18 protein-coding genes are annotated in these 18,990 nt (G+C 61.0%); 1 reads left to right on the forward strand and 17 read right to left on the reverse strand.

Annotated features, from left to right (window positions below; all coding sequences use genetic code 11):
• Positions 1 to 56: 56 nt before the first annotated feature.
• From sucA to sdhC, 5 genes are all read right to left on the reverse strand, one after another.
• Positions 57 to 2,864 carry a 2-oxoglutarate dehydrogenase E1 component gene (sucA, locus tag ACJ8OK_RS08140; RefSeq protein WP_442530510.1) on the reverse strand — a complete coding sequence of 936 codons (2,808 nt, stop codon included), beginning with the start codon at positions 2,862 to 2,864 and terminating at the stop codon, positions 57 to 59.
• A gap of 275 nt (positions 2,865 to 3,139) precedes the next feature.
• Entirely contained in the window at positions 3,140 to 3,856 is a 717-nt protein-coding gene (locus ACJ8OK_RS08145; RefSeq protein WP_015376975.1) for a succinate dehydrogenase iron-sulfur subunit, read from the reverse strand.
• A 16-nt stretch (positions 3,857 to 3,872) separates the two neighbouring features.
• Positions 3,873 to 5,639: a succinate dehydrogenase flavoprotein subunit gene (gene sdhA, locus ACJ8OK_RS08150; protein ID WP_015376974.1), complete on the reverse strand. Its 1,767-nt coding sequence runs from the start codon at positions 5,637 to 5,639 to the stop codon at positions 3,873 to 3,875.
• The gene (gene sdhD, locus ACJ8OK_RS08155) at positions 5,640 to 5,987 is read right to left on the reverse strand and encodes a succinate dehydrogenase membrane anchor subunit (protein ID WP_004939891.1); all 348 of its coding nucleotides are present in this window, start codon (positions 5,985 to 5,987) and stop codon (positions 5,640 to 5,642) included.
• Complete coding sequence (sdhC, locus tag ACJ8OK_RS08160; RefSeq protein ID WP_004939893.1) at positions 5,981 to 6,370, reverse strand: succinate dehydrogenase cytochrome b556 subunit; 390 nt, start codon at positions 6,368 to 6,370, stop codon at positions 5,981 to 5,983. The genes sdhD and sdhC overlap by 7 nt, the downstream gene beginning before the upstream one ends.
• A 728-nt stretch (positions 6,371 to 7,098) precedes the next feature.
• On the opposite strand from sdhC, the gene ACJ8OK_RS08165 reads away from it, so the two are divergent.
• Entirely contained in the window at positions 7,099 to 8,391 is a 1,293-nt protein-coding gene (locus ACJ8OK_RS08165) for a citrate synthase (protein WP_016928730.1), read from the forward strand.
• A 56-nt stretch (positions 8,392 to 8,447) separates the two neighbouring features.
• On the opposite strand, the gene nei is transcribed toward ACJ8OK_RS08165, so the two are convergent.
• From nei to ACJ8OK_RS08225, 12 genes are all read right to left on the reverse strand, one after another.
• Positions 8,448 to 9,239 carry an endonuclease VIII gene (gene nei / locus ACJ8OK_RS08170; protein WP_442530511.1) on the reverse strand — a complete coding sequence of 264 codons (792 nt, stop codon included), beginning with the start codon at positions 9,237 to 9,239 and terminating at the stop codon, positions 8,448 to 8,450.
• Positions 9,240 to 9,293: 54 nt separating this feature from the next.
• Entirely contained in the window at positions 9,294 to 9,938 is a 645-nt protein-coding gene (gene pcp / locus ACJ8OK_RS08175; RefSeq protein WP_049186579.1) for a pyroglutamyl-peptidase I, read from the reverse strand.
• 8 nt (positions 9,939 to 9,946) lie between these two features.
• Positions 9,947 to 10,966: a DUF979 domain-containing protein gene (locus ACJ8OK_RS08180; protein ID WP_004939900.1), complete on the reverse strand. Its 1,020-nt coding sequence runs from the start codon at positions 10,964 to 10,966 to the stop codon at positions 9,947 to 9,949.
• Entirely contained in the window at positions 10,963 to 11,694 is a 732-nt protein-coding gene (locus tag ACJ8OK_RS08185; protein ID WP_015376970.1) for a DUF969 domain-containing protein, read from the reverse strand. The genes ACJ8OK_RS08180 and ACJ8OK_RS08185 overlap by 4 nt, the downstream gene beginning before the upstream one ends.
• A gap of 54 nt (positions 11,695 to 11,748) precedes the next feature.
• Positions 11,749 to 12,489, reverse strand: a complete 741-nt coding sequence (gene pxpA / locus ACJ8OK_RS08190; RefSeq protein ID WP_033633909.1) for a 5-oxoprolinase subunit PxpA — start codon at positions 12,487 to 12,489, stop codon at positions 11,749 to 11,751.
• On the reverse strand, positions 12,479 to 13,411 hold the full coding sequence (pxpC, locus tag ACJ8OK_RS08195; protein WP_442530512.1) for a 5-oxoprolinase subunit PxpC: 933 nt from the start codon (positions 13,409 to 13,411) through the stop codon (positions 12,479 to 12,481). Before pxpC ends, pxpA begins: the two co-directional genes overlap by 11 nt.
• Complete coding sequence (pxpB, locus tag ACJ8OK_RS08200) at positions 13,405 to 14,061, reverse strand: 5-oxoprolinase subunit PxpB (RefSeq protein WP_015376968.1); 657 nt, start codon at positions 14,059 to 14,061, stop codon at positions 13,405 to 13,407. The genes pxpC and pxpB overlap by 7 nt, the downstream gene beginning before the upstream one ends.
• A gap of 156 nt (positions 14,062 to 14,217) precedes the next feature.
• On the reverse strand, positions 14,218 to 14,961 hold the full coding sequence (locus ACJ8OK_RS08205; RefSeq protein ID WP_082997007.1) for a type 2 GTP cyclohydrolase I: 744 nt from the start codon (positions 14,959 to 14,961) through the stop codon (positions 14,218 to 14,220).
• Between the two features lie 18 nt (positions 14,962 to 14,979).
• Positions 14,980 to 15,960, reverse strand: coding sequence for an MBL fold metallo-hydrolase (locus ACJ8OK_RS08210; RefSeq protein ID WP_060558787.1), 981 nt, complete (start codon positions 15,958 to 15,960; stop codon positions 14,980 to 14,982).
• A gap of 22 nt (positions 15,961 to 15,982) precedes the next feature.
• Positions 15,983 to 17,413 (reverse strand): deoxyribodipyrimidine photo-lyase, encoded by a 1,431-nt coding sequence (gene phrB / locus ACJ8OK_RS08215; protein ID WP_274851033.1) that lies wholly within the window; start codon positions 17,411 to 17,413, stop codon positions 15,983 to 15,985.
• A gap of 16 nt (positions 17,414 to 17,429) precedes the next feature.
• Complete coding sequence (locus ACJ8OK_RS08220) at positions 17,430 to 18,386, reverse strand: YbgA family protein (protein ID WP_033633915.1); 957 nt, start codon at positions 18,384 to 18,386, stop codon at positions 17,430 to 17,432.
• A gap of 141 nt (positions 18,387 to 18,527) precedes the next feature.
• Positions 18,528 to 18,737, reverse strand: coding sequence for a YbfA family protein (locus ACJ8OK_RS08225; protein ID WP_004939916.1), 210 nt, complete (start codon positions 18,735 to 18,737; stop codon positions 18,528 to 18,530).
• Positions 18,738 to 18,990 lie beyond the last annotated feature (253 nt).

Here is an 18,990-nt window from a genome sequence, read left to right on the forward strand (position 1 = left end):
CCCTTAAGTTTTTTATCATCTGCTTGCCGACCCCTCGGCCGGCAAGCGAGCGAACATTAGTCAATATTCAGCGCGTCGTTCACCAGAGCCTGCTGCTGCTTCTGGTGTACGGACATATAGCCCACCGCCGGAGAAGCGGAGGCCGGACGTCCTGCGTAACGTAAAGAAGCCCCGAACGGCACCACTTCACGGAAGTTGTGTTGGCTGCAGTACCAGGCGCCCTGGTTCAGCGGCTCTTCCTGACACCAGACGAAATCATGCACATGCGAGTATTGCTCCAGCACGGCCTGCACGGCCTGATGCGGGAACGGATACAGCTGCTCGATGCGCACGATGGCCACGTCTTTCTGCTCGTTCTTGCGACGCTGTTCCAGCAGGTCGTAGTAGACCTTGCCGGAGCACAGCACGACGCGCTTGACCGCTTTCGGATCCAAGTCGTCGCTCTCGCCGATCGCCGGCAGGAAGGTGCCGTTAGCCAGCTCGTCCAGCGAAGAAATCGCCAGCGGGTGACGCAGCAGCGACTTCGGTGACATCACCACCAACGGACGGCGCATACCGCGCAGCGCCTGACGACGCAGCATATGGTAAACCTGCGCCGGCGTAGACGGGACGCACACCTGCATGTTCTGCTCTGCGCACAGCTGCAGATAGCGTTCCAGACGCGCGGAAGAGTGCTCAGGGCCCTGGCCTTCATAGCCGTGCGGCAGCAGCATCACCAGGCCGCACATACGGCCCCATTTTTGCTCGCCGGAGCTGATGAACTGGTCGATAACGACCTGTGCGCCGTTGGCGAAGTCGCCGAACTGCGCTTCCCAGATGGTCAGCGTGCGCGGTTCCGCCGTGGCGTAGCCGTATTCGAACGCCAGCACCGCTTCTTCAGACAGCACGGAGTCCCAGACCTTGAATTCGCCCTGGCCGCTGTGGATGTTCGCCAGCGGAACATAGACCGAACCGTTTTTCTGGTTGTGCACCACCGCGTGACGGTGGAAGAAGGTGCCGCGGCCGGCGTCTTCGCCGGAGATGCGGATTGGAATGCCTTCATCCGCCATGGTGGCGTAAGCCAGCGTTTCGGCGGCGCCCCAGTCGAACGGCTTGTTGCCTGCGGCCATCTCGGCGCGGTCCGCGTAGATTTTCGCCACGCGCGATTGCATTTCGATCGCTTCCGGCACGGTGCTGATGCGGCGGCCCAGCTCCTGCAGGCGCTTCATCTCAACCTTGCTCGGGTACTCTTCGTCCCACTCGTGGTTCAGGTACGGCGACCAGGTGAAGGAGTGCAGGTTCATCGGACGCCACTCTTCAACCACGCAATCGCCGCGGTCGAGCGCATCACGATACAGGTTGACCATTTCCGTGGCATCTTCCAGGCTGGCCACTTTCTGTTCGGTCAGAACGTCAGCATAGATTTTGCGCGGCGTAGGGTGTTTCTTGATCTTCTGATACATCACCGGCTGGGTGGCGCTCGGCTCGTCGGCCTCGTTGTGCCCATGGCGACGGTAGCAGACCAGATCGATCATCACGTCACGCTTGAAGGTGTTACGGAAATCCAACGCCAGGCGAGTGACGAAGGCCACGGCTTCCGGATCGTCCGCGTTAACGTGGAAGATCGGTGCCTGAACCATTTTGGCGATGTCGGTGCAGTATTCGGTAGAGCGCGCATCCAGCGGGTTGGAGGTGGTGAAGCCAACCTGATTGTTGATGACGATGCGCACGGTGCCGCCCACTTCGTAGCCGCGAGCCTGAGACATGTTCAGGGTTTCCTGAACCACGCCCTGGCCGGTGATGGCGGCGTCGCCGTGGATGGTGATCGGCAGCACCATGTTGCTGCGCGCTTCGTCCAGACGATCGCGACGGGCGCGTACCGACCCCATGACCACCGGGCTGACGATCTCCAGGTGCGACGGGTTGAACGCCAGCGCCAGGTGAACCATGCCGCCTTCGGTTTCCACGTCGGAGGAGAAGCCCTGGTGATATTTCACGTCACCGGTGCCGAGGTGTTCTTTATGCTTGCCGGCGAATTCGTCGAACAGATCGGCCGGCTTTTTGCCCAGCACGTTGATCAGCACGTTCAGACGGCCGCGGTGGGCCATGCCCAACACCACTTCGCGCGTGCCGTTCTTGCCGGCGTGGCGCACCATCTCTTTCAGCATCGGCACCAGCGCGTCGCCGCCTTCCAGCGAGAAGCGTTTGGCGCCCGGGAATTTGGCGCCCAGGTAGCGCTCCAGGCCTTCCGCCGCGGTCAGCTCGTTCAGGAAACGGCGTTTTTCGTCGGCGGTAAAGCTGGCGCGCCCCACCACCGACTCGATGCGCTGCTGGATCCAGCGTTTCTCTTCGGTGTTGGTGATGTGCATGTACTCAGCGCCGATCGACCCGCAATAGGTCTGCTTCAGCGCGGCGTACAGATCGCCCAGCTTCATGGTTTCTTTGCCGATGGCGAAAGAGCCCACGTTGAAGGTTTCCTGGAAATCGGCTTCGGTCAGGTTGTGGTAAGCGGGATCAAGGTCAGGAACTTGCTCGCGCTGCCACAGGCCGAGCGGATCGAGGTTGGCATGCTGATGTCCGCGGAAGCGGAAGGCGTTGATCAGCTGCAGTACCTTGACCTGTTTGGCGTCGGTTTCCGGATCGGTGATGGTGGTGTTGTAGCGCGCGGAGTCTTTCGCCAGGCGGCGGAAGTAATCGCGCGTTTGAGAGTGAAGCTGATCGGGTTTGACACCCGCGGTTGGTAGCTGTTGAAAAATGGAACGCCAGCTATCTTCAACGGAACCCGGATCGGTTAAGAAGTCTTCATAGAGCTGCTCTATGTAAGACTGGTTCGCGCCCGCCAGATAGGAGGAATCCAGCCAGGCCTTCATTGCGCCGTTCTGCATCATGATCCCTTAAGCTTTGAAGCTTTAGTTTTCGCCGTGGTTAACATAATTACCGTGATGAATACGGTTTGCCGTAAAACGGTTCACTCGACGTACTTGCGGCCATGTCGGCCCGATACGTTCTGTTATGGACCTTGCGGTCCCTTACAAGGAACCTCTAAAAACCGGCGGAAGAACCAGGCTGCATAGCGCCGCAGCCGCGGGTCAGTTTTTAGAGGTTCCCTCCCCTATGGGACGTGCGCCGGAAAAGAGCCCGGCGCAGCATCTCATTCCGTTTATGCGCCGCGTTGCAGCAGCATGGACTTGATATGCCCGATCGCACGCGTCGGGTTCAAGCCTTTAGGACATACACTGACACAATTCATAATGCTATGGCAGCGGAAAACACTAAAAGCGTCGTCCAGATCATCTAAACGTTCTTGCGTTTCCGTGTCACGGCTGTCGATCAGGAAGCGATACGCCGCCAACAGACCGGCAGGCCCGATGAACTTGTCCGGGTTCCACCAGAACGATGGGCAAGAGGTCGAGCAGCAGGCGCACAGAATGCACTCGTACAGACCGTCCAGCTTGGCGCGCTGCTCCGGCGACTGCAGGTGCTCGCGCGCCGGCGGGTTCTTGCCGTCGTTCAGCAGGTATGGCTTGATCTTTTCATATTGGGTGTAGAACTGGCCCATATCCACCACCAGATCGCGCACCACCGGCAGACCCGGCAGCGGACGGATCACGATCTTGCCGTTGCCTTTGCGCAGCGACGAAACCGGGGTGATGCACGCCAGGCCGTTTTTACCGTTCATGTTCAGGCCGTCGGAACCGCACACGCCTTCGCGGCATGAGCGACGGAACGACAGGGTCGGGTCTTTTTCTTTCAGCTGGATCAACGCATCCAGCAGCATCATGTCACGGCCTTCTTCCGCTTCCAGGGTGTAGTCCTGCATGTGCGGGGCGTCGTCGACATCCGGGTTGTAGCGATAAATGGAAAATTCGAGTTTCATCTGTCGATCTCCGCAATTAGTAAGAACGCACTTTCGGCGGGAATGCCGGGCGCAGCTTCGGTTGCATGTTCACTTCGCGGCGCGTCATGCTTTCCGATTGCGGCAGATACAGCGAATGGCACAGCCAGTTGGCGTCATCGCGTTCCGGATAGTCGAAGCGGCTGTGTGCGCCACGGCTCTCGGTACGGAAGTTGGCCGACACGGCGGTGGAATACGCAGTCTCCATCAGGTTATCCAACTCCAGGCATTCGATGCGCTGGGTGTTGAACTCGCTGGAGGTATCATCCAGGCGTGCGTTCTTCAAACGTTCACGGATCACTTTCAGTTCTTCCAGGCCCTTGGCCATCGCATCGCCTTCGCGGAATACCGAGAAGTTGTGCTGCATGCAAGACTGCAGCGCTTTGCGAATTTCAACCGGGTCTTCGCCGGAACGGGTGTTGTTCCAACGGTTCAGACGGTCCAGCGAGGCTTCCACGTCGGAGTCGCTGGCGTCACGGCTCACGCCCTGCTCTTCCAGCGATTCCTGCAGGTGCATGCCGGCGGAACGGCCGAACACCACCAGGTCGAGCAGCGAGTTGCCGCCCAGACGGTTGGCGCCGTGCACCGATACGCAGGCGATTTCGCCCACGGCGAACAGCCCCGGGATCACCACGTCTTCGCCTTTCTCGTTCACGGTCAGCGCCTGGCCGGTCACCTTGGTCGGAATGCCGCCCATCATATAGTGACAGGTTGGGATAACCGGGATCGGCTCTTTCACCGGATCGACGTGCGCGAAGGTGCGGGACAGTTCCAGAATGCCCGGCAGACGGGATTCCAGCACCTCTTTGCCCAGGTGATCCAGCTTCAGCTTGGCGTGCGGGCCCCAAGGACCGTCGCAGCCGCGGCCTTCGCGGATTTCGATCATGATCGAACGGGCAACCACGTCGCGGCCCGCCAGATCTTTGGCGTTCGGCGCATAACGCTCCATGAAGCGCTCGCCGTGTTTGTTCAGCAGGTAACCGCCTTCGCCGCGGCAACCCTCGGTCACCAGCACGCCCGCGCCGGCGATGCCGGTCGGGTGGAACTGCCACATTTCCATGTCCTGCACCGGCACGCCGGCGCGCAGCGCCATGCCGACACCGTCGCCGGTGTTGATGTGGGCGTTGGTGGTGGACTGGTAAATGCGGCCAGCGCCGCCGGTCGCCAGCACGGTGGCTTTGGCTTTGAAGTAAACCACTTCACCGGTTTCGATGCAGATAGCCGTGGTGCCGACCACCGCGCCGTCCTGGTTTTTCACCAGATCAAGCGCATACCACTCGGAGAAGATGGTGGTGTGGTTTTTCAGGTTCTGTTGGTACAGGGTGTGCAGCAGCGCATGGCCGGTACGGTCGGCTGCGGCTGCGGTACGCGCCGCCTGCTCGCCGCCGAAGTTCAGCGACTGGCCGCCGAACGGGCGCTGATAGATGCGGCCGTCGTCCAGACGAGAGAACGGCAGACCCATGTGTTCCAGTTCCAGAATCGCTTCCGGGCCGGTTTTACACATATATTCGATGGCGTCCTGGTCACCGATATAGTCGGAACCTTTCACCGTGTCGTACATATGCCATTCCCAGTTGTCCTCGTGGCTGTTGCCCAGAGCGACGGTGATGCCGCCCTGTGCGGACACGGTATGGGAACGGGTCGGGAAAACTTTGGACAGCAGGGCACAGGTCGAGCCCGCTTGGGAAATTTGCAGCGCGGCACGCATGCCCGCACCGCCGGCGCCGATTACGACGGCATCAAACTCTCTGACTGGCAGTTTCATTTAAGCACCCCACACTACGATTGTTCCGTACAGTAAATAGACCAGCAACGCGACCACGACAGCCAGCTGCAACACCAGGCGAACCGCCAGCGGCTTGACGTAGTCCGTCAGCACCTGCCACAGCCCGATCCAGGCGTGCACCAGAATCGACAGCAGGGTCAGCAGAGTGAACACTTTCGTAATGGAAGTGGCGAAGAAACCGCGCCAGATGTCATAAGTGAGTTCCGGAGCCGTGACGAAAAAGCCCAGGATATACAGGACGTACAGGGTAATGATGATAGCGGAAGCGCGCAGCAGCAGCCAATCGTGCACGCCGTTGCGCCCTAATGCAGAAACGTTGTTTACCATACGAGGACTCCAGCCAGAACTGACAGCACGACGGTCAGACCGATCGCCACCTGGGCGGAACGGGTGCCGGCGGCCAAACTCTCTTCGATGTAGCCAAAATCCATTAACAAGTGACGGATGCCACCGCAAATGTGATAGGCCAGCGCCGTGAGGATGCCCCAGAATATGAATTTGACGATGAAGCTATTCATGATGGCGGCCGCCTGCAGGAACCCCTCTTGGGAAGAGAGTGACAGGCCCAGCAGCCAGAGGAGGATACCCACGGCAACGAAGGTAATTACGCCAGAGACTCGGTGTAAGATAGACGCTATCGCAGTTACGGGGAACCGGATCGTTTGCAGATCCAAGTTGACAGGTCGTTGTTTTTTCACGTATTTGCCCACACAGCTCTTATTATTTTCCTTCCTCCGGGCCTGGGCGGGGATCAGACAGCGTTAAGAGCCTAAAACCCTTACACGTCACGCGCTCAAACATCAACATCCTCTGTGCTCAAACGGCGCGCATTTATAACGCTGGGTGCTCCTACTTCAGGGTAATCCGGAGACCTGGCGGCAGTATAGGAGGATCACATTCTGATTACAATTCTCATACAACCGCTTTGATAACATTTCCCCCGAACAGTGATTCAGATCACGGATTTCACAATTAGTGCAAAATTAATTATCTGATTTGACAAGAGATCAACATTTCCATTACATATAGGGGCACAAACGGTCCTATGATGCGCTATGGGTCAGCAGATACACTTCCTCCCGGGTTCGAGTTATGCAACAGTGTATTTGGCGAACCTATCCCAATAGCCGTTGTTTCCCGCTCGAGTTTGCCGGCGTCAAAAGCAAATAAAGCACATAAAAACAGATTATTGGGATAGGTTCACATCTCTTCGAACAGCTCATAGGTAAGATTAACAGACTATAACGAATTACTATGAATCGTTAACAACTGGTCACCCGTCTCGTTCGCCTGGTCAGCACTCTGTACCCTACCCGCGCACAGTTGCGCAGTCGCTCACAGAGTTAGCGTCCGCACCATTTTTTGCGGGCAACCTGCAGAGATTTAAGGTATTTCAGTTGTTAGTGGTTTTTAAAATAAGGCGCTAAGGAGACAGTAAATGACTGATAAGAAAGCGACGCTAACCATTAACGACAGCGAAGCTCCGATCGAACTGGGCGTATTGACACCGACACTGGGCCCCGATGTCCTCGATGTCCGCGCTCTGGGTTCCAAAGGTTATTTCACATTTGATCCCGGCTTTACCTCCACCGCTTCTTGCGAATCCAAGATTACCTTCATCGACGGCGACAAAGGCGTGCTGCTGCACCGCGGCTTCCCTATCGAGCAGCTGGCGAAAGAATCTTCCTACCTGGAAGTGTGCTACATCCTGCTGTACGGCGAGACCCCAACGCCGGAAGAATTCGAAACCTTCAAGACCACCGTGACCCGTCACACCATGATCCACGACCAGATCACCCATCTGTTCCGTGGCTTCCGTCGCGACTCGCACCCGATGGCGGTGCTGTGCGGCGTGACCGGCGCGCTGGCGGCGTTCTACCACGATGCGCTGGACGTCAACAACGAGCGTCACCGTGAAATCACCGCGTTCCGTCTGCTGTCCAAAATGCCGACCGTGGCCGCGATGTGCTACAAATACTCCCTGGGCCAGCCGTTCGTTTATCCGCGCAACGATCTGTCCTATGCCGGCAACTTCCTGCACATGATGTTCGCCACCCCGTGCGAAGAGTACGTGGTGAACCCGGTGCTGGAACGCGCCATGGATCGCATCCTGATCCTGCACGCCGACCATGAGCAGAACGCCTCTACCTCAACCGTGCGCACCGCCGGCTCTTCCGGCGCCAACCCGTTCGCCTGCATCGCGGCCGGCATCGCCTCCCTGTGGGGGCCGGCGCACGGCGGCGCCAACGAAGCGGCGCTGAAAATGCTGGAAGAGATCAAGACCGTCGAGCACATTCCGGAATTCATCAAGCGCGCCAAGGACAAGAACGACTCCTTCCGCCTGATGGGCTTCGGCCACCGCGTGTACAAGAACTACGATCCGCGCGCCACCGTGATGCGCGAGACCTGTCACGAAGTGCTGAAAGAGCTGAACAAGAAGGACGACAACCTGCTGCAGGTGGCGATGGAGCTGGAACACATCGCGCTGAACGACCCGTACTTCATCGAGAAGAAACTGTACCCGAACGTCGACTTCTACTCTGGCATCATCCTGAAGGCGATGGGCATTCCTTCTTCCATGTTCACCGTGATCTTCGCCATCGCGCGCACCATCGGCTGGATCGCCCACTGGAACGAAATGCACGACGAAGGCATCAAAATTGCCCGTCCGCGTCAGCTGTACACCGGCTATGCCGAGCGTGATTTCAAATCCCAGCTGAAAAACAAGTAAGCCGTTTTACCGGCTGAAACGCACAGCGCCGCCCTTTCGGGCGGCGTTTTTTTTGGCTATTTCTGGCAGCCTGGGCACCAATAAAACGGCCGCGAAGACAGCTCGGTACGCACGATCATCCCACCACAGCGTTCACAGGGCTCGCCGCTGCGATGAAACACCTTGAAGCGAAACAGCGCGCCGTGATGCCGGTTGTCATCCGCCCGCCCGCGCGTCTGGTAGGAAAGGCGCGGCACCGCCAGCAATGCCTCCGCCAGGTGGCGCAGCGCATCTGGCGCCAGATCCTGCGGTTTGTGCTGCGGTGCCAACTCGGCCTGCCACAGGATTTCGGCGCGCAGATAGTTGCCCAATCCGGCAAGAAACGCCTGGTCGAGCAGCATGCCGCCCAGTTGCCGGCGGCGAAAACGCGGCGTCAGCAAACGCGCCTGCACCTCATCCACCGTCAGCGACATGTCCAACACGTCGGGGCCGATGCGTTGCAAAAACGGGTGTTGCTCTATTTCCTCGCGCGGCCCGACGGTAATGTCGGAAGCGCTGTAGAGCAAAATCGCGCTATGAGCGGTTTCCAGCCGCACCCGCAGATCGCGCTTGGTCTCCGGCGCCTCCCCCGCCGCCGCCACTTTCCACACGCCGTACAGCTGGTTGTGGCTGTACATCGTCAACCCATTGGAGAAATGGGTCAGCAGCGCCTTGCCGCGCGGCTCGATGGCGACGATACGCTCGCCGAGCAGACGCTGGCGATAGTGCTTCAACTGGGGAAAAGCGAAATCGACGGAGGTCAGCGGCTGATCGATCACCGCCGCCGCCAGTTTGTCCGCCGCCCGGCGGATCTCCGGTCCTTCCGGCATAGACCACTCCTTGCGTAGACCCGGCGCAGCCCGATGCGCCGGGGATTCTCTTGATTAATGCGTTGCGCCGCCCGCCACTTTCAGATCGTGTTCCACCTGCAACGCGATGGAAACGGCCAGCTCCAGCGCAAACAGCACCGTCGAGGCCGCCATGCTCGGTGCGCCGGGGTGCGCCGCCGCCTGTTCCGGCAGGTACGGGATATGAATAAACCCGCCCTTCACCTCGCGTTGGCCGCTCAACCGGTGCAGCAGGCCGTACATGACATGGTTGCACACGTAGGTGCCGGCGGTCTGCGAAACGGAGGCCGGAATGCCGGCCTCGCGCATCGAGCTGACCATCGCCTTGATCGGCAAGGTGCTGAAATAGGCCGCCGGACCGCCGGCGACGATCGGTTCGTCCACCGGCTGCTGCCCCTGATTGTCGGGAATGCGCGCGTCGTCGACGTTGATCGCCACCCGTTCAATCGTGATGTCGGTGCGGCCGCCGGCCTGGCCGACAGCCAGCACCATCACCGGCTGCACCTCGTCGATCGCCGCATTGAGCGCCTCCAGCGCCGCGCCGAACACGCACGGCAGCTGGCGCGCCACGATGCGCGTGCCCACCAGCTCCATATCATTGAGCTGCTTCACCACTTCCCAGGAGGGGTTGAGCCGCTCACCGCCAAACGGCTCGAAGCCGGTAATCAATACTTTTTGCATCCTTACTCCTACAGGAACATCAGGAAATACAGCAGGAACACGTTAACCAACAGCAGCAGCACGCCGGTCGGCACCTGCGCCTTGATCACCGCATTCTTGTCCGGCAGCTCCAGCAGCGCCGCCGGCACAATGTTGAAGTTCGCCGCCATCGGCGTCATCAGGGTGCCGCAATAGCCGGAGAACATGCCGATCGCCGCCATCACCGCCGGGTTGCCGCCGTGCTGCAACACCAGGATAGGAATGCCGATGCCGGCGGTGACGATCGGGAACGCGGCGAAGGCGTTACCCATCACCATGGTCAGCACCGCCATACCGATAGCGTAGACCGCCACGGCGATAAAGCGGTTATCCACCGCCAAATACTCCTGGGTCAAATGCGAGATTGCGGTGCCGACGCCGGCGACAGTAAACAGCAGGCCAAGCGTGGCGAGGATCTGCGGCAGAATGAACGCCCAGCCGATCGAATCCAGCAAGCGCCGCGCTTCCTGCACCGGCTGCAAGGCCTTCTCATGGGTCATTTTCACCGCGATCGCCAGGCCAATCAGGCAGCCGACGGTCATAGAGAACAGGGTGATCAGCGTCGCATGGTTACCGCTGCCGAACACCGCGCTTTGCAACGCCGGAATGTTGTTGAACAGCAGCACGCCGATCACCGTCACCACCGGGATAGCCAGCGCGGGGATAAACAGCTTGTTGCCCAGGCGCTTGGCGCTGGCCTCGCGCTCCTGCGGCGTTCGTTGATGATAGCTGCCGAGGCGCACGCCGCCGAAGCCGGCGATCAGGGCCATCACCACCACCACCACGCCAACGATGATGTGCAGCATGCGTTTCTCGTTGCTGCCTTCGCCGAGCACGTCGCCCAGCAGGCGGTAAGTCCAGTCGCCGACCAGGAACACCAGGCCGTACAGCCCCCAAAACAGCCCGGTGGTGATGCGGCGCGGGTTGGCGCGATCGCGGAAGGACATCACCGCCACAATCAGCAGCACCGCGCCGGCCAGCCAGTAGAGATATTGTTGCTGGAAGTTCATCGTGCTTCCCCCTTCGCCTGCAGCGCCGCCTGATTCAGCTGCGCCAGCTCGGCGCTCAGTTGTTTATCCATCCGATACAGCCGGAAGGCGTGGATCAGGAAAGCGAAAATGGCGGTCGGAATGCCCCACAGCGCGATATGCAGCGGCTCGGTCTGAATGCCGCCGGACTCCAGCATAAAGTTGTGCATGAAGATGATCGCGCCGAAGGCCACGAAGATATCCTCGCCGAAGAACAGCCCGACGTTGTCGGTGGCGGCCGACATGGCGCGCAGGCGGTGGCGGGTGCGCTCCGGCAGCTCGCCGTAGCGGTTTTCCGTCGCCCCTTCCGCCATCGGCGCCAGCAGCGGCCGCACCATCTGCGGGTGCCCGCCCAGGCTGGTCAGCCCCATCGCCGCGGTGATCTCGCGCACGAACAGGTACACGATCAGCAAACGGCCGGCGGTGGCGCTTTTGATCCTGGCGATCCACGCCTGCGCCCGCTCTTTCAACCCGTGGCGCTCCAGCAGGCCGATCACCGCCAGCGGCAGCAGCAGGATCAGCGGCAGGTTACGGGTGTTGAGAAAGCCCTCGCCGAGCTTTTCCAGAATGACGTCCAGCGGCATCAGCGCCGCCAGACCGGTGATGATGCCGGCGGCGATCACCACCAGCACCGGGTTGAAACGCAATACAAACCCGACCACGATAGCGGCGATGCCGATCAGTGGCCAGAGATTCACGGCCTGTTCCATAGTCTTCCCTCGATATTTTCTAATAGTTTTTTGCTTGTGATGTTGTGTCTTGCTTTACTGCTCCGCGCTGACGCGGATCCCCTGCTGAACAAAACTGTCCCGCAGCTTGCGCGCATACGCCAGCGCATGCTCGCCGTCCCCGTGCAGACAGACGGTTTCCGCCTGTACGGGGGCCCAGACGCCATCCACGCTGCGCACCCGGTGATGGCGCACCATCTCCAGCGTTTGCGCCAGCGCCTGTTCGTCATCCTCGATCAATGCCCCCGGCAAACCGCGCGGCACCAGCGTGCCGTCGGCCTGATAACCGCGATCGGCGAACACCTCCTGCCGGGTGGTCAGACCGAGCCGTTGCCCGGCGCGGATCAGCTCGCTGCCGGCCAGCCCCACCAGCCGCAGCGCCGGATCGACCGCCTGCACCGCCCGGGCGATCGCTTCCGCCAGCGCCGGCTCAACCGCCGCCTGGTTGTACAGCATGCCGTGCGGCTTAACGTGCACCATCACCCCGCCCTCGGCGCGGGCGATGGCCGCCAGCGCCCCGAGCTGATACACCACCTGCGCGTAGACCGTTTCCGGCGGCAGCTGCATGCGAGTGCGGCCGAAATTCTCCCGATCGGGAAAACTCGGATGGGCGCCGATCGCCACGCCGTACTGCAATGCCCAGCGCACCGACTGACGCATGGTCTGCGCATCGCCGGCGTGGAAGCCGCAGGCGATGTTGGCCGAACTCACCAATTGCAGCAGCGCCTGGTCGTTGGCGCAGCCCTCGCCGAGATCGGCGTTCAAATCAACGATCATGTAACCCCCAGGCAATCTGTCGAAGGAAAAGATCCTGCTCGGCCTTGGCGCGCTGCGCCTCGGCCAGTGAGCAGAGATCGAAGTGGATCGGTTCGCCGAGCCGGATCTGCGCCAAATGGTAGAGATCGGCTTCGATCACGCAGGCAATGCGCGGGTAACCGCCGGTGGTTTGCGCATCGGCCATCAGCACGATCGGCTGGCCGTTGTGCGGCACCTGCACCACGCCGGGCAGCAGGCCGTGCGACAGCATCTCTCTCTCGGTGGTGCGTGCCAGCGGCGTGCCGCCGTGCAGACGGTAGCCCATGCGGTTGCTCTGCGGGCTGAGCTGCCAGGCGGCGCGCCAAAACGTATCTTGCGCCTCTTCGCTGAATTCGGCGTACTCCGGCCCCGGCAACGCACGGATGCGATTGGTGAACAGCAGCTGTTTCACGCCACAGGAATGTTGCGGTTCAGCGGCGGAGTTGCCGAGCGGCAACCGGTCGCCGTCCTTCAGATTACGCCCCTCGCATCCGCCAAAGGCGGCTTTCATGTCGGTGCTGCGCGAACCCAGCATTTCCGGCACGGCGATGCCGCCGGCGATCGCCAGGTAGCTACGCATGCCGCGTTTCGGCGTGCCCAGCGCCAGCCGCTGCCCCTTTTTCACCGGATAGCGCCAGCCGGTCCACAGCGGTTTGCCGTCCAGCTGCGCGTCGCAGCCGGCGCCGGTCAGGGCGATCCAGCCTGCGCGGGTAAACTCGGCGCTGAACTGGCCGAGGGTGATCTCCAGCCCGGCGGCCTCCGGCGCGTTGCCCACCAGCAGGTTGGCGATCTTCAGCGCCGGTTGATCCAGCGCTCCGCCGGTGCTGATGCCCAAGCGGCGGAATCCCTCGCGGCCCAAATCCTGCACCGTGGTATAGATGCCGGCGCGCAGAATAATCAGCATACGCCCTCCTTCTGCGGCACAAAGCGTACGCTATCGCCTGGGCGCAGCAGCGTCGGCGGCATTTCATGCGGATTGAACAACGCCAGCGGCGTGCGGCCAATCAGCTGCCAGCCGCCGGGCGTCACCAGCGGATAGATGCCGGTCTGGCCGCCGCCGATGCCGACGGAACCGGCCGCCACCGCCAGACGCGGTTCAGCGCGGCGCGGCGTCGCCAGTTGTTCCGGCATGCCGCCCAAATAGGAGAAGCCCGGCTGAAAGCCGAGGAAATAGACCACATAGGCCGCCGCCGCGTGGCATTCCACCACCTGTTGCGGCGTCATGCCAGTATGACGCGCCACCTCATCCAGGTCGGGGCCCTGTTCCCCGCCGTAGATAACCGGAATATCCACCTGACGCGATTCCGGCGTCAGGCGCTCTTTGCTCTCCCACCCCTGCTGCAGCAATGCCAGCATCGCTTCGGCGTCGGCCTGCGGCGTATGCAGCAACAGCGTCAGGTTATTCATCCCCGGCACCACTTCCCGCACGTCGGGGTGGTGATTCAGCTTTTCCGCCAGCGCCCAAATGCGCTGCTGGCTCGGTAACGTCACCGGCGGCGACAGTTCAAGCACTACCGCTCTTTCACCCAACAGGTAATAACGTGCTTGTTGCACCCTTATTCTCCTTATTATCGCGCTGAAAAACACACCAGTTATGCGTGACGCGGCCCCGGCTGTCAATAGAACGCAACCATAAGGAAAATAAGGAAATAGCGCGATAAAAGGATTCAGCCGGCGCGCAGGCCGGGCTGGATCCGGGGAAGAAAAAGATCAGGCGGGATTCGGGATATCGATAAAGGTCACATCAAAGCCGTGGTGCTGGGCCAGCCAGTCCCCCAACGCCTTCACGCCGCCGCGCTCGGTGGCGTGGTGACCGGCGGCGAAGAAATGCACGCCCATTTCGCGCGCGCTGTGAATGGTCTGCTCAGAGACTTCACCGCTGATGAACGCATCGACGCCGAAGCGCGCCGCGCTGTCGATAAAGCCCTGGCCGCCGCCGGTGCACCAGGCCACTCGGCGAATATGCTCAGGCGCGTTATCGCCGCAGTGCAGCACCGCGCGCCCCAGCCGGCTTTCGATGCGCTGTTGCAGCACTTCGCCGGTCAGCGGCTGTTCGAATTCCCCGTGCGGCACCAGCGGCTCGATTTCACCAATCACCCGAATGCCCAGCGCCTGCGCCAGCTGCGCGTTGTTGCCCAGCACCGGATGCGCGTCCAGCGGCAAATGATAACCGTACAGGTTGATGTCGTGGGTCAACAGCGTTTTCAGGCGGTTACGCTTCATGCCGCGCACCGCCGGCGCCTCGTTTTTCCAGAAATAGCCGTGATGCACGATGATCGCGTCGGCCTGATGCGCCACCGCGGCGTCCAACAGCGCCTGACAGGCTGTGACGCCGGTCACGATGCGCTGTACATGCGCACGCCCCTCCACCTGCAAACCGTTGGGGGCGTAGTCCTGAAACGCCGCGGCGTTCAGTTCTGTGTTGATCAGTTGTTCCAGATCGAGGTTACGCATTCTCTTCTCTCTTCATAGTCAAAATGTCTGCCGGTCGCCCTGCGCCATCAGGATGAATTTCACCCCCAGATCGTTGCCCTGCGCCAGCTGCTGCGCAATGGCGGCGCGCGCGTCTTCGCCCTGCTTCAGGCTGGGCTTGATGTGGCTGATGACCACCGGCAGACCGTTCAGCGAGCCTTCGCCGCCGCTGTACTGCGTCAGATTCTTCAGCTCCTTCAGCAGCCAGGCCGGCGTCAAATGGCCGTACAGATGTTTGTCCTCCACCCCGTTAGGGTAAGAGGTTTCGATAATCATGCCCTTGAGCTTTTTCTGCTCGACAAGCGGCCCCAGCGCGCGCCAGACGGTATCGAGATCGCGCGACTGCTCCACCTTATCCGGCCCGGTATCGCCGAAATAGGCGAAGAACTCGTTGCCGTTGGAAATCAGCAGCATCGACGACGGATAGCGATCGTGGCTGAGCGGATACATCACGCCGGTCAACCCGGTCAGGCCGAGGGTAAATCGCTGCTGCGGCCGCACCGTTTGCAGCCGGTAGGTGCCCAGCCGCGCACCGTTGCCGGCATCGGTAAAGTTCGGCCAGGCCTTCCAGTTGAAGTAATGGTTGCGCAGGGTCAGCACGGTGTCCGCCTGGGCGTAAACGGTTTTTTTATTATCCTCGGGCGAGCCGACGATCAGCCCCGCCACGTGGTCCAGATGGCCGTGGCTGATGAAATAGCCGCCGATCAACTGCCGGAACACGTAGCCCTGCGGCGTGTAAGGCGCGGCCAGCTCGGGGGTCACCTGCGGGAAACTGCCCTTCTCCAGCCCTTTGGCGATGCCCGGCAACAGCGAGCCGGCGTCCAGCGCCACATACTGCGGCTGATTATCGCTGCGGATCAGGTAGGAAGTCAGGTTGCCGTCGCTGACGCCGCCGTCGACGCCCAGCGCCACCACGTCAAAGCCGGCGATCGCCAGCGCGGAATAGCCGCTCAGGCACAGGGCCAGCACCTTTTTCATCATTACGTCGCTCCTTGCAGTTGCCTCAAGACTCTCCCCGTTTCGCCGCCTCGAACGCCGCCAGCGTCTCCACGCGGGCTTGTTTGTGATCGACGATCGGCAGCGGGTAGTTCAGCGTACGGCGCTGCTTTTCCGCCCAACGGTGAGGATGATGGATGTCATTGTCGGGCACATCCGCCAGTTCCGGCAACCATTTACGGATAAAAGTGCCTTGTGGATCAAAACGTTCACCCTGCGTCGTCGGGTTGAAGATGCGGAAATACGGCGCGGCGTCGGTGCCGGTGGAGGCCGCCCACTGCCAGCCGCCGTTATTGGCCGCCAGATCCCCGTCCAGCAGTTGCGACATGAAGTAGCGCTCCCCGGCCCGCCAGTCAATCAGCAGATCCTTCACCAGAAAACTGGCGCTGATCATGCGCAGCCGGTTGTGCATCCAGCCGGTAGCGTTCAACTGGCGCATGGCGGCATCGACGATCGGATAGCCGGTCTCGCCCCGCTGCCAGGCCTGCAGCTTCGCCGCGTCATCGCACCAGCGCACTTTGTCCGTCCAGGCGATAAACGGCCGATGGCGGCACAGCTCGGGATAGGCCACCAGCAGATGGCGGTAGAACTCGCGCCAAATCAGCTCGTTCAGCCAGGCGAAAGCGCCGCTCTCGCGATCTTCCAGCAACCGCGGGCATTCGGCGCGCAGGCGATTGAAGCACTGGCGCGGCGACAGCGCGCCAATCGCCAGATAGGGCGACAGGCTGCTGGTGCCGGCGATGGCGGGCAGATCGCGCTGGCGAAGGTAATCCTGCACTTGCTCACGACAAAAGGCGCGCAGCCGCTGCAGCGCGGCCTCCTCGCCGGCGGGATAGTCATCCCCGATGTCCGCCGCGGGATAATCGAACGCCGCCGGCGCTTCAGGCGCAGGCAACGCGCCATCGGCACGGATCTTCGGCGCCGGCAGGCAGCTCACGTCGGACTCAGTCAGGCGCTGAATGAAGGCGTTGCGAAACGGCGTATAAACCTTGTACATCTCGCCGCCGCCGGTTAGCACGCTGCCCGGCGGCAACAGCAGGCTGTCATCAAAACCGTGGCACGTTACCTGTCCATTCAACTGCTGCTCCAGCCGCGCATCGCGTCGCCGTTCATTCAGTTCGTACTGGCGGTTGTAAAACAGCGCGTCCACCTGCTCTCGCCGGCAATACTCCGCCAACCAGTCGATCGACGCGGCAAAGTCCGTGCCGGCATGGCAATGCAGCGCAATGCCCTTTTGCGCCAGCGCCTGCTGTACCGCCTGCAGGCTGGCGTGGATCAGCGCCGCCTGCCGCGGCGCCATCTCATGCTGCCGCCACTGCTGCGGGGTGGCGATAAACACCGCCAACACCCGGGCTTTGGGATCGCTGCAGGCGGCGTGCAGCGCTTTGTTGTCGGTGATACGCAGATCGTTACGCAACCAGACCAGATGCGTGGTCATAAAATTCCCTTGTCAATCAATGGCCGTAACGCAAACGCAGCGCCTCCGGATAAGGTTCGAAATAGCGTTGTTCCGCCAGATAACTGTCGGGGTATTCCGCCATGTAATGCTTAAGCAAGGCGATCGGCGCCAGCAGCGGCTGCATGCCCTGCCGGTAGCGGTCGATCAGGTGCGCCAGCTCCTGGCGCTGCGCCGCGCTGAGCTGGCGGCGGAAGTACCCCTGCACGTGCATCAGCACGTTGGTATGGTTGCGGCGCGTCGCCTTGTGCGCCAACAGCGCCATCAGGCGGCTGCGGTATTCCACGGCGAAGGCCTCCAGCGAGTCCCAGCGATGAATGTCGGCGACGAAGCGCCCCAGCTCGCGATAAGCCGGCTGCGAATGCGCCAGCAGCGACAGCTTGTAGCGGCTGTGAAACGCGATCAGCCCGCCGCGGGTCAGCCCCTGGCGCCACAGCATATTCAACTCATACAGCGCGTACACCCGTTCAATGAAGTTTTCCCGCAATGCCGCATCCTGCAATCGTCCGTCTTCTTCCACCGGCAGCCACGGCATCTGACGCAGCAGTTCGGCGGTAAACAGCCCGACGCCGTTTTTACGCGAGTCCTTGCCGTTCTCGCTGTAGACCCGCACCCGCTCCAGGCCGCAGCTCGGCGACTTGGCGCAGACAATATAACCGCACAGGTGCTGCAACGCGGCCACGCGCTGCGCGGAGAAACTGCGCATCTCCTCGGTCAGATCCACGCTCGCGTCGTTGCTATAGCGCATCGCCGGCCAGGGCTGCGTCTGTTTCACCAGGCGCAGCGCCGGGCGCGGCGTGGGCAGGCCGATCGCCATTTCCGGGCAAACGGGCTCAAAGCGCACATAGGGCGCCAACTGTTCCACCGCAAAGGCCAACCGCTTGTGGCCGCCGTCGAAACGCACCGTCTCGCCCAGTAAACAGGCGCTGATGCCGATAGGGATCTTGTCGCTCATACCGCTCTCCCGCGTTGTTAGCCGATTGAGGAAAGTGTAGAAGAACGGCTTGCCGAATACGACCTTACGTTGGGTAGGGGCGGCCAGGGCATAAAAAAACCCCCGCCGCAGGGCGAGGGTTGTTCGTGAGTCGGCAGTGACTCAGTAGAAGTCGCAGGACGCCAGTTCCGCCTGCTGCAGCCAGACCGGCTTGTCGCTGGTTTTTGACCAGACGCGGTGCAGGTAGCTGTAAAAACGCCCGCGATCGCTGCGGAACAGCATCACCGGCAGGGCTAAAATGCCCGCGATAACCACTGCGCTGCGGCGCAGGAGAATCCGATGCAGTGAATAAGCGTGATAGGTCGTAGACATGCGAACCTCCTTAAAAACGCCTGCCGTTGATTTGTCAGGGAAAACGGCGTCGGCGTATCAAATGAACAATCGGTAATTTGGTAACTGGACAAAATTTTAGCGCACTTGATGAAAGTTTACTACTCATCCGACCACTAAATCGCACAAAAAATCGCCAATCACCGCAGTGATTCGTAATTTTGTTACAATCAAGTTAATTTTTAACTAAACATGGGTTACATTGTGGTTATTATTCGGTTCTTCATCCCACGCC

The sequence above is a fragment of the Serratia sp. CY71090 genome, assembly GCF_052166845.1.
In the GTDB taxonomy this organism is placed as follows: domain Bacteria; phylum Pseudomonadota; class Gammaproteobacteria; order Enterobacterales; family Enterobacteriaceae; genus Serratia; species Serratia nematodiphila.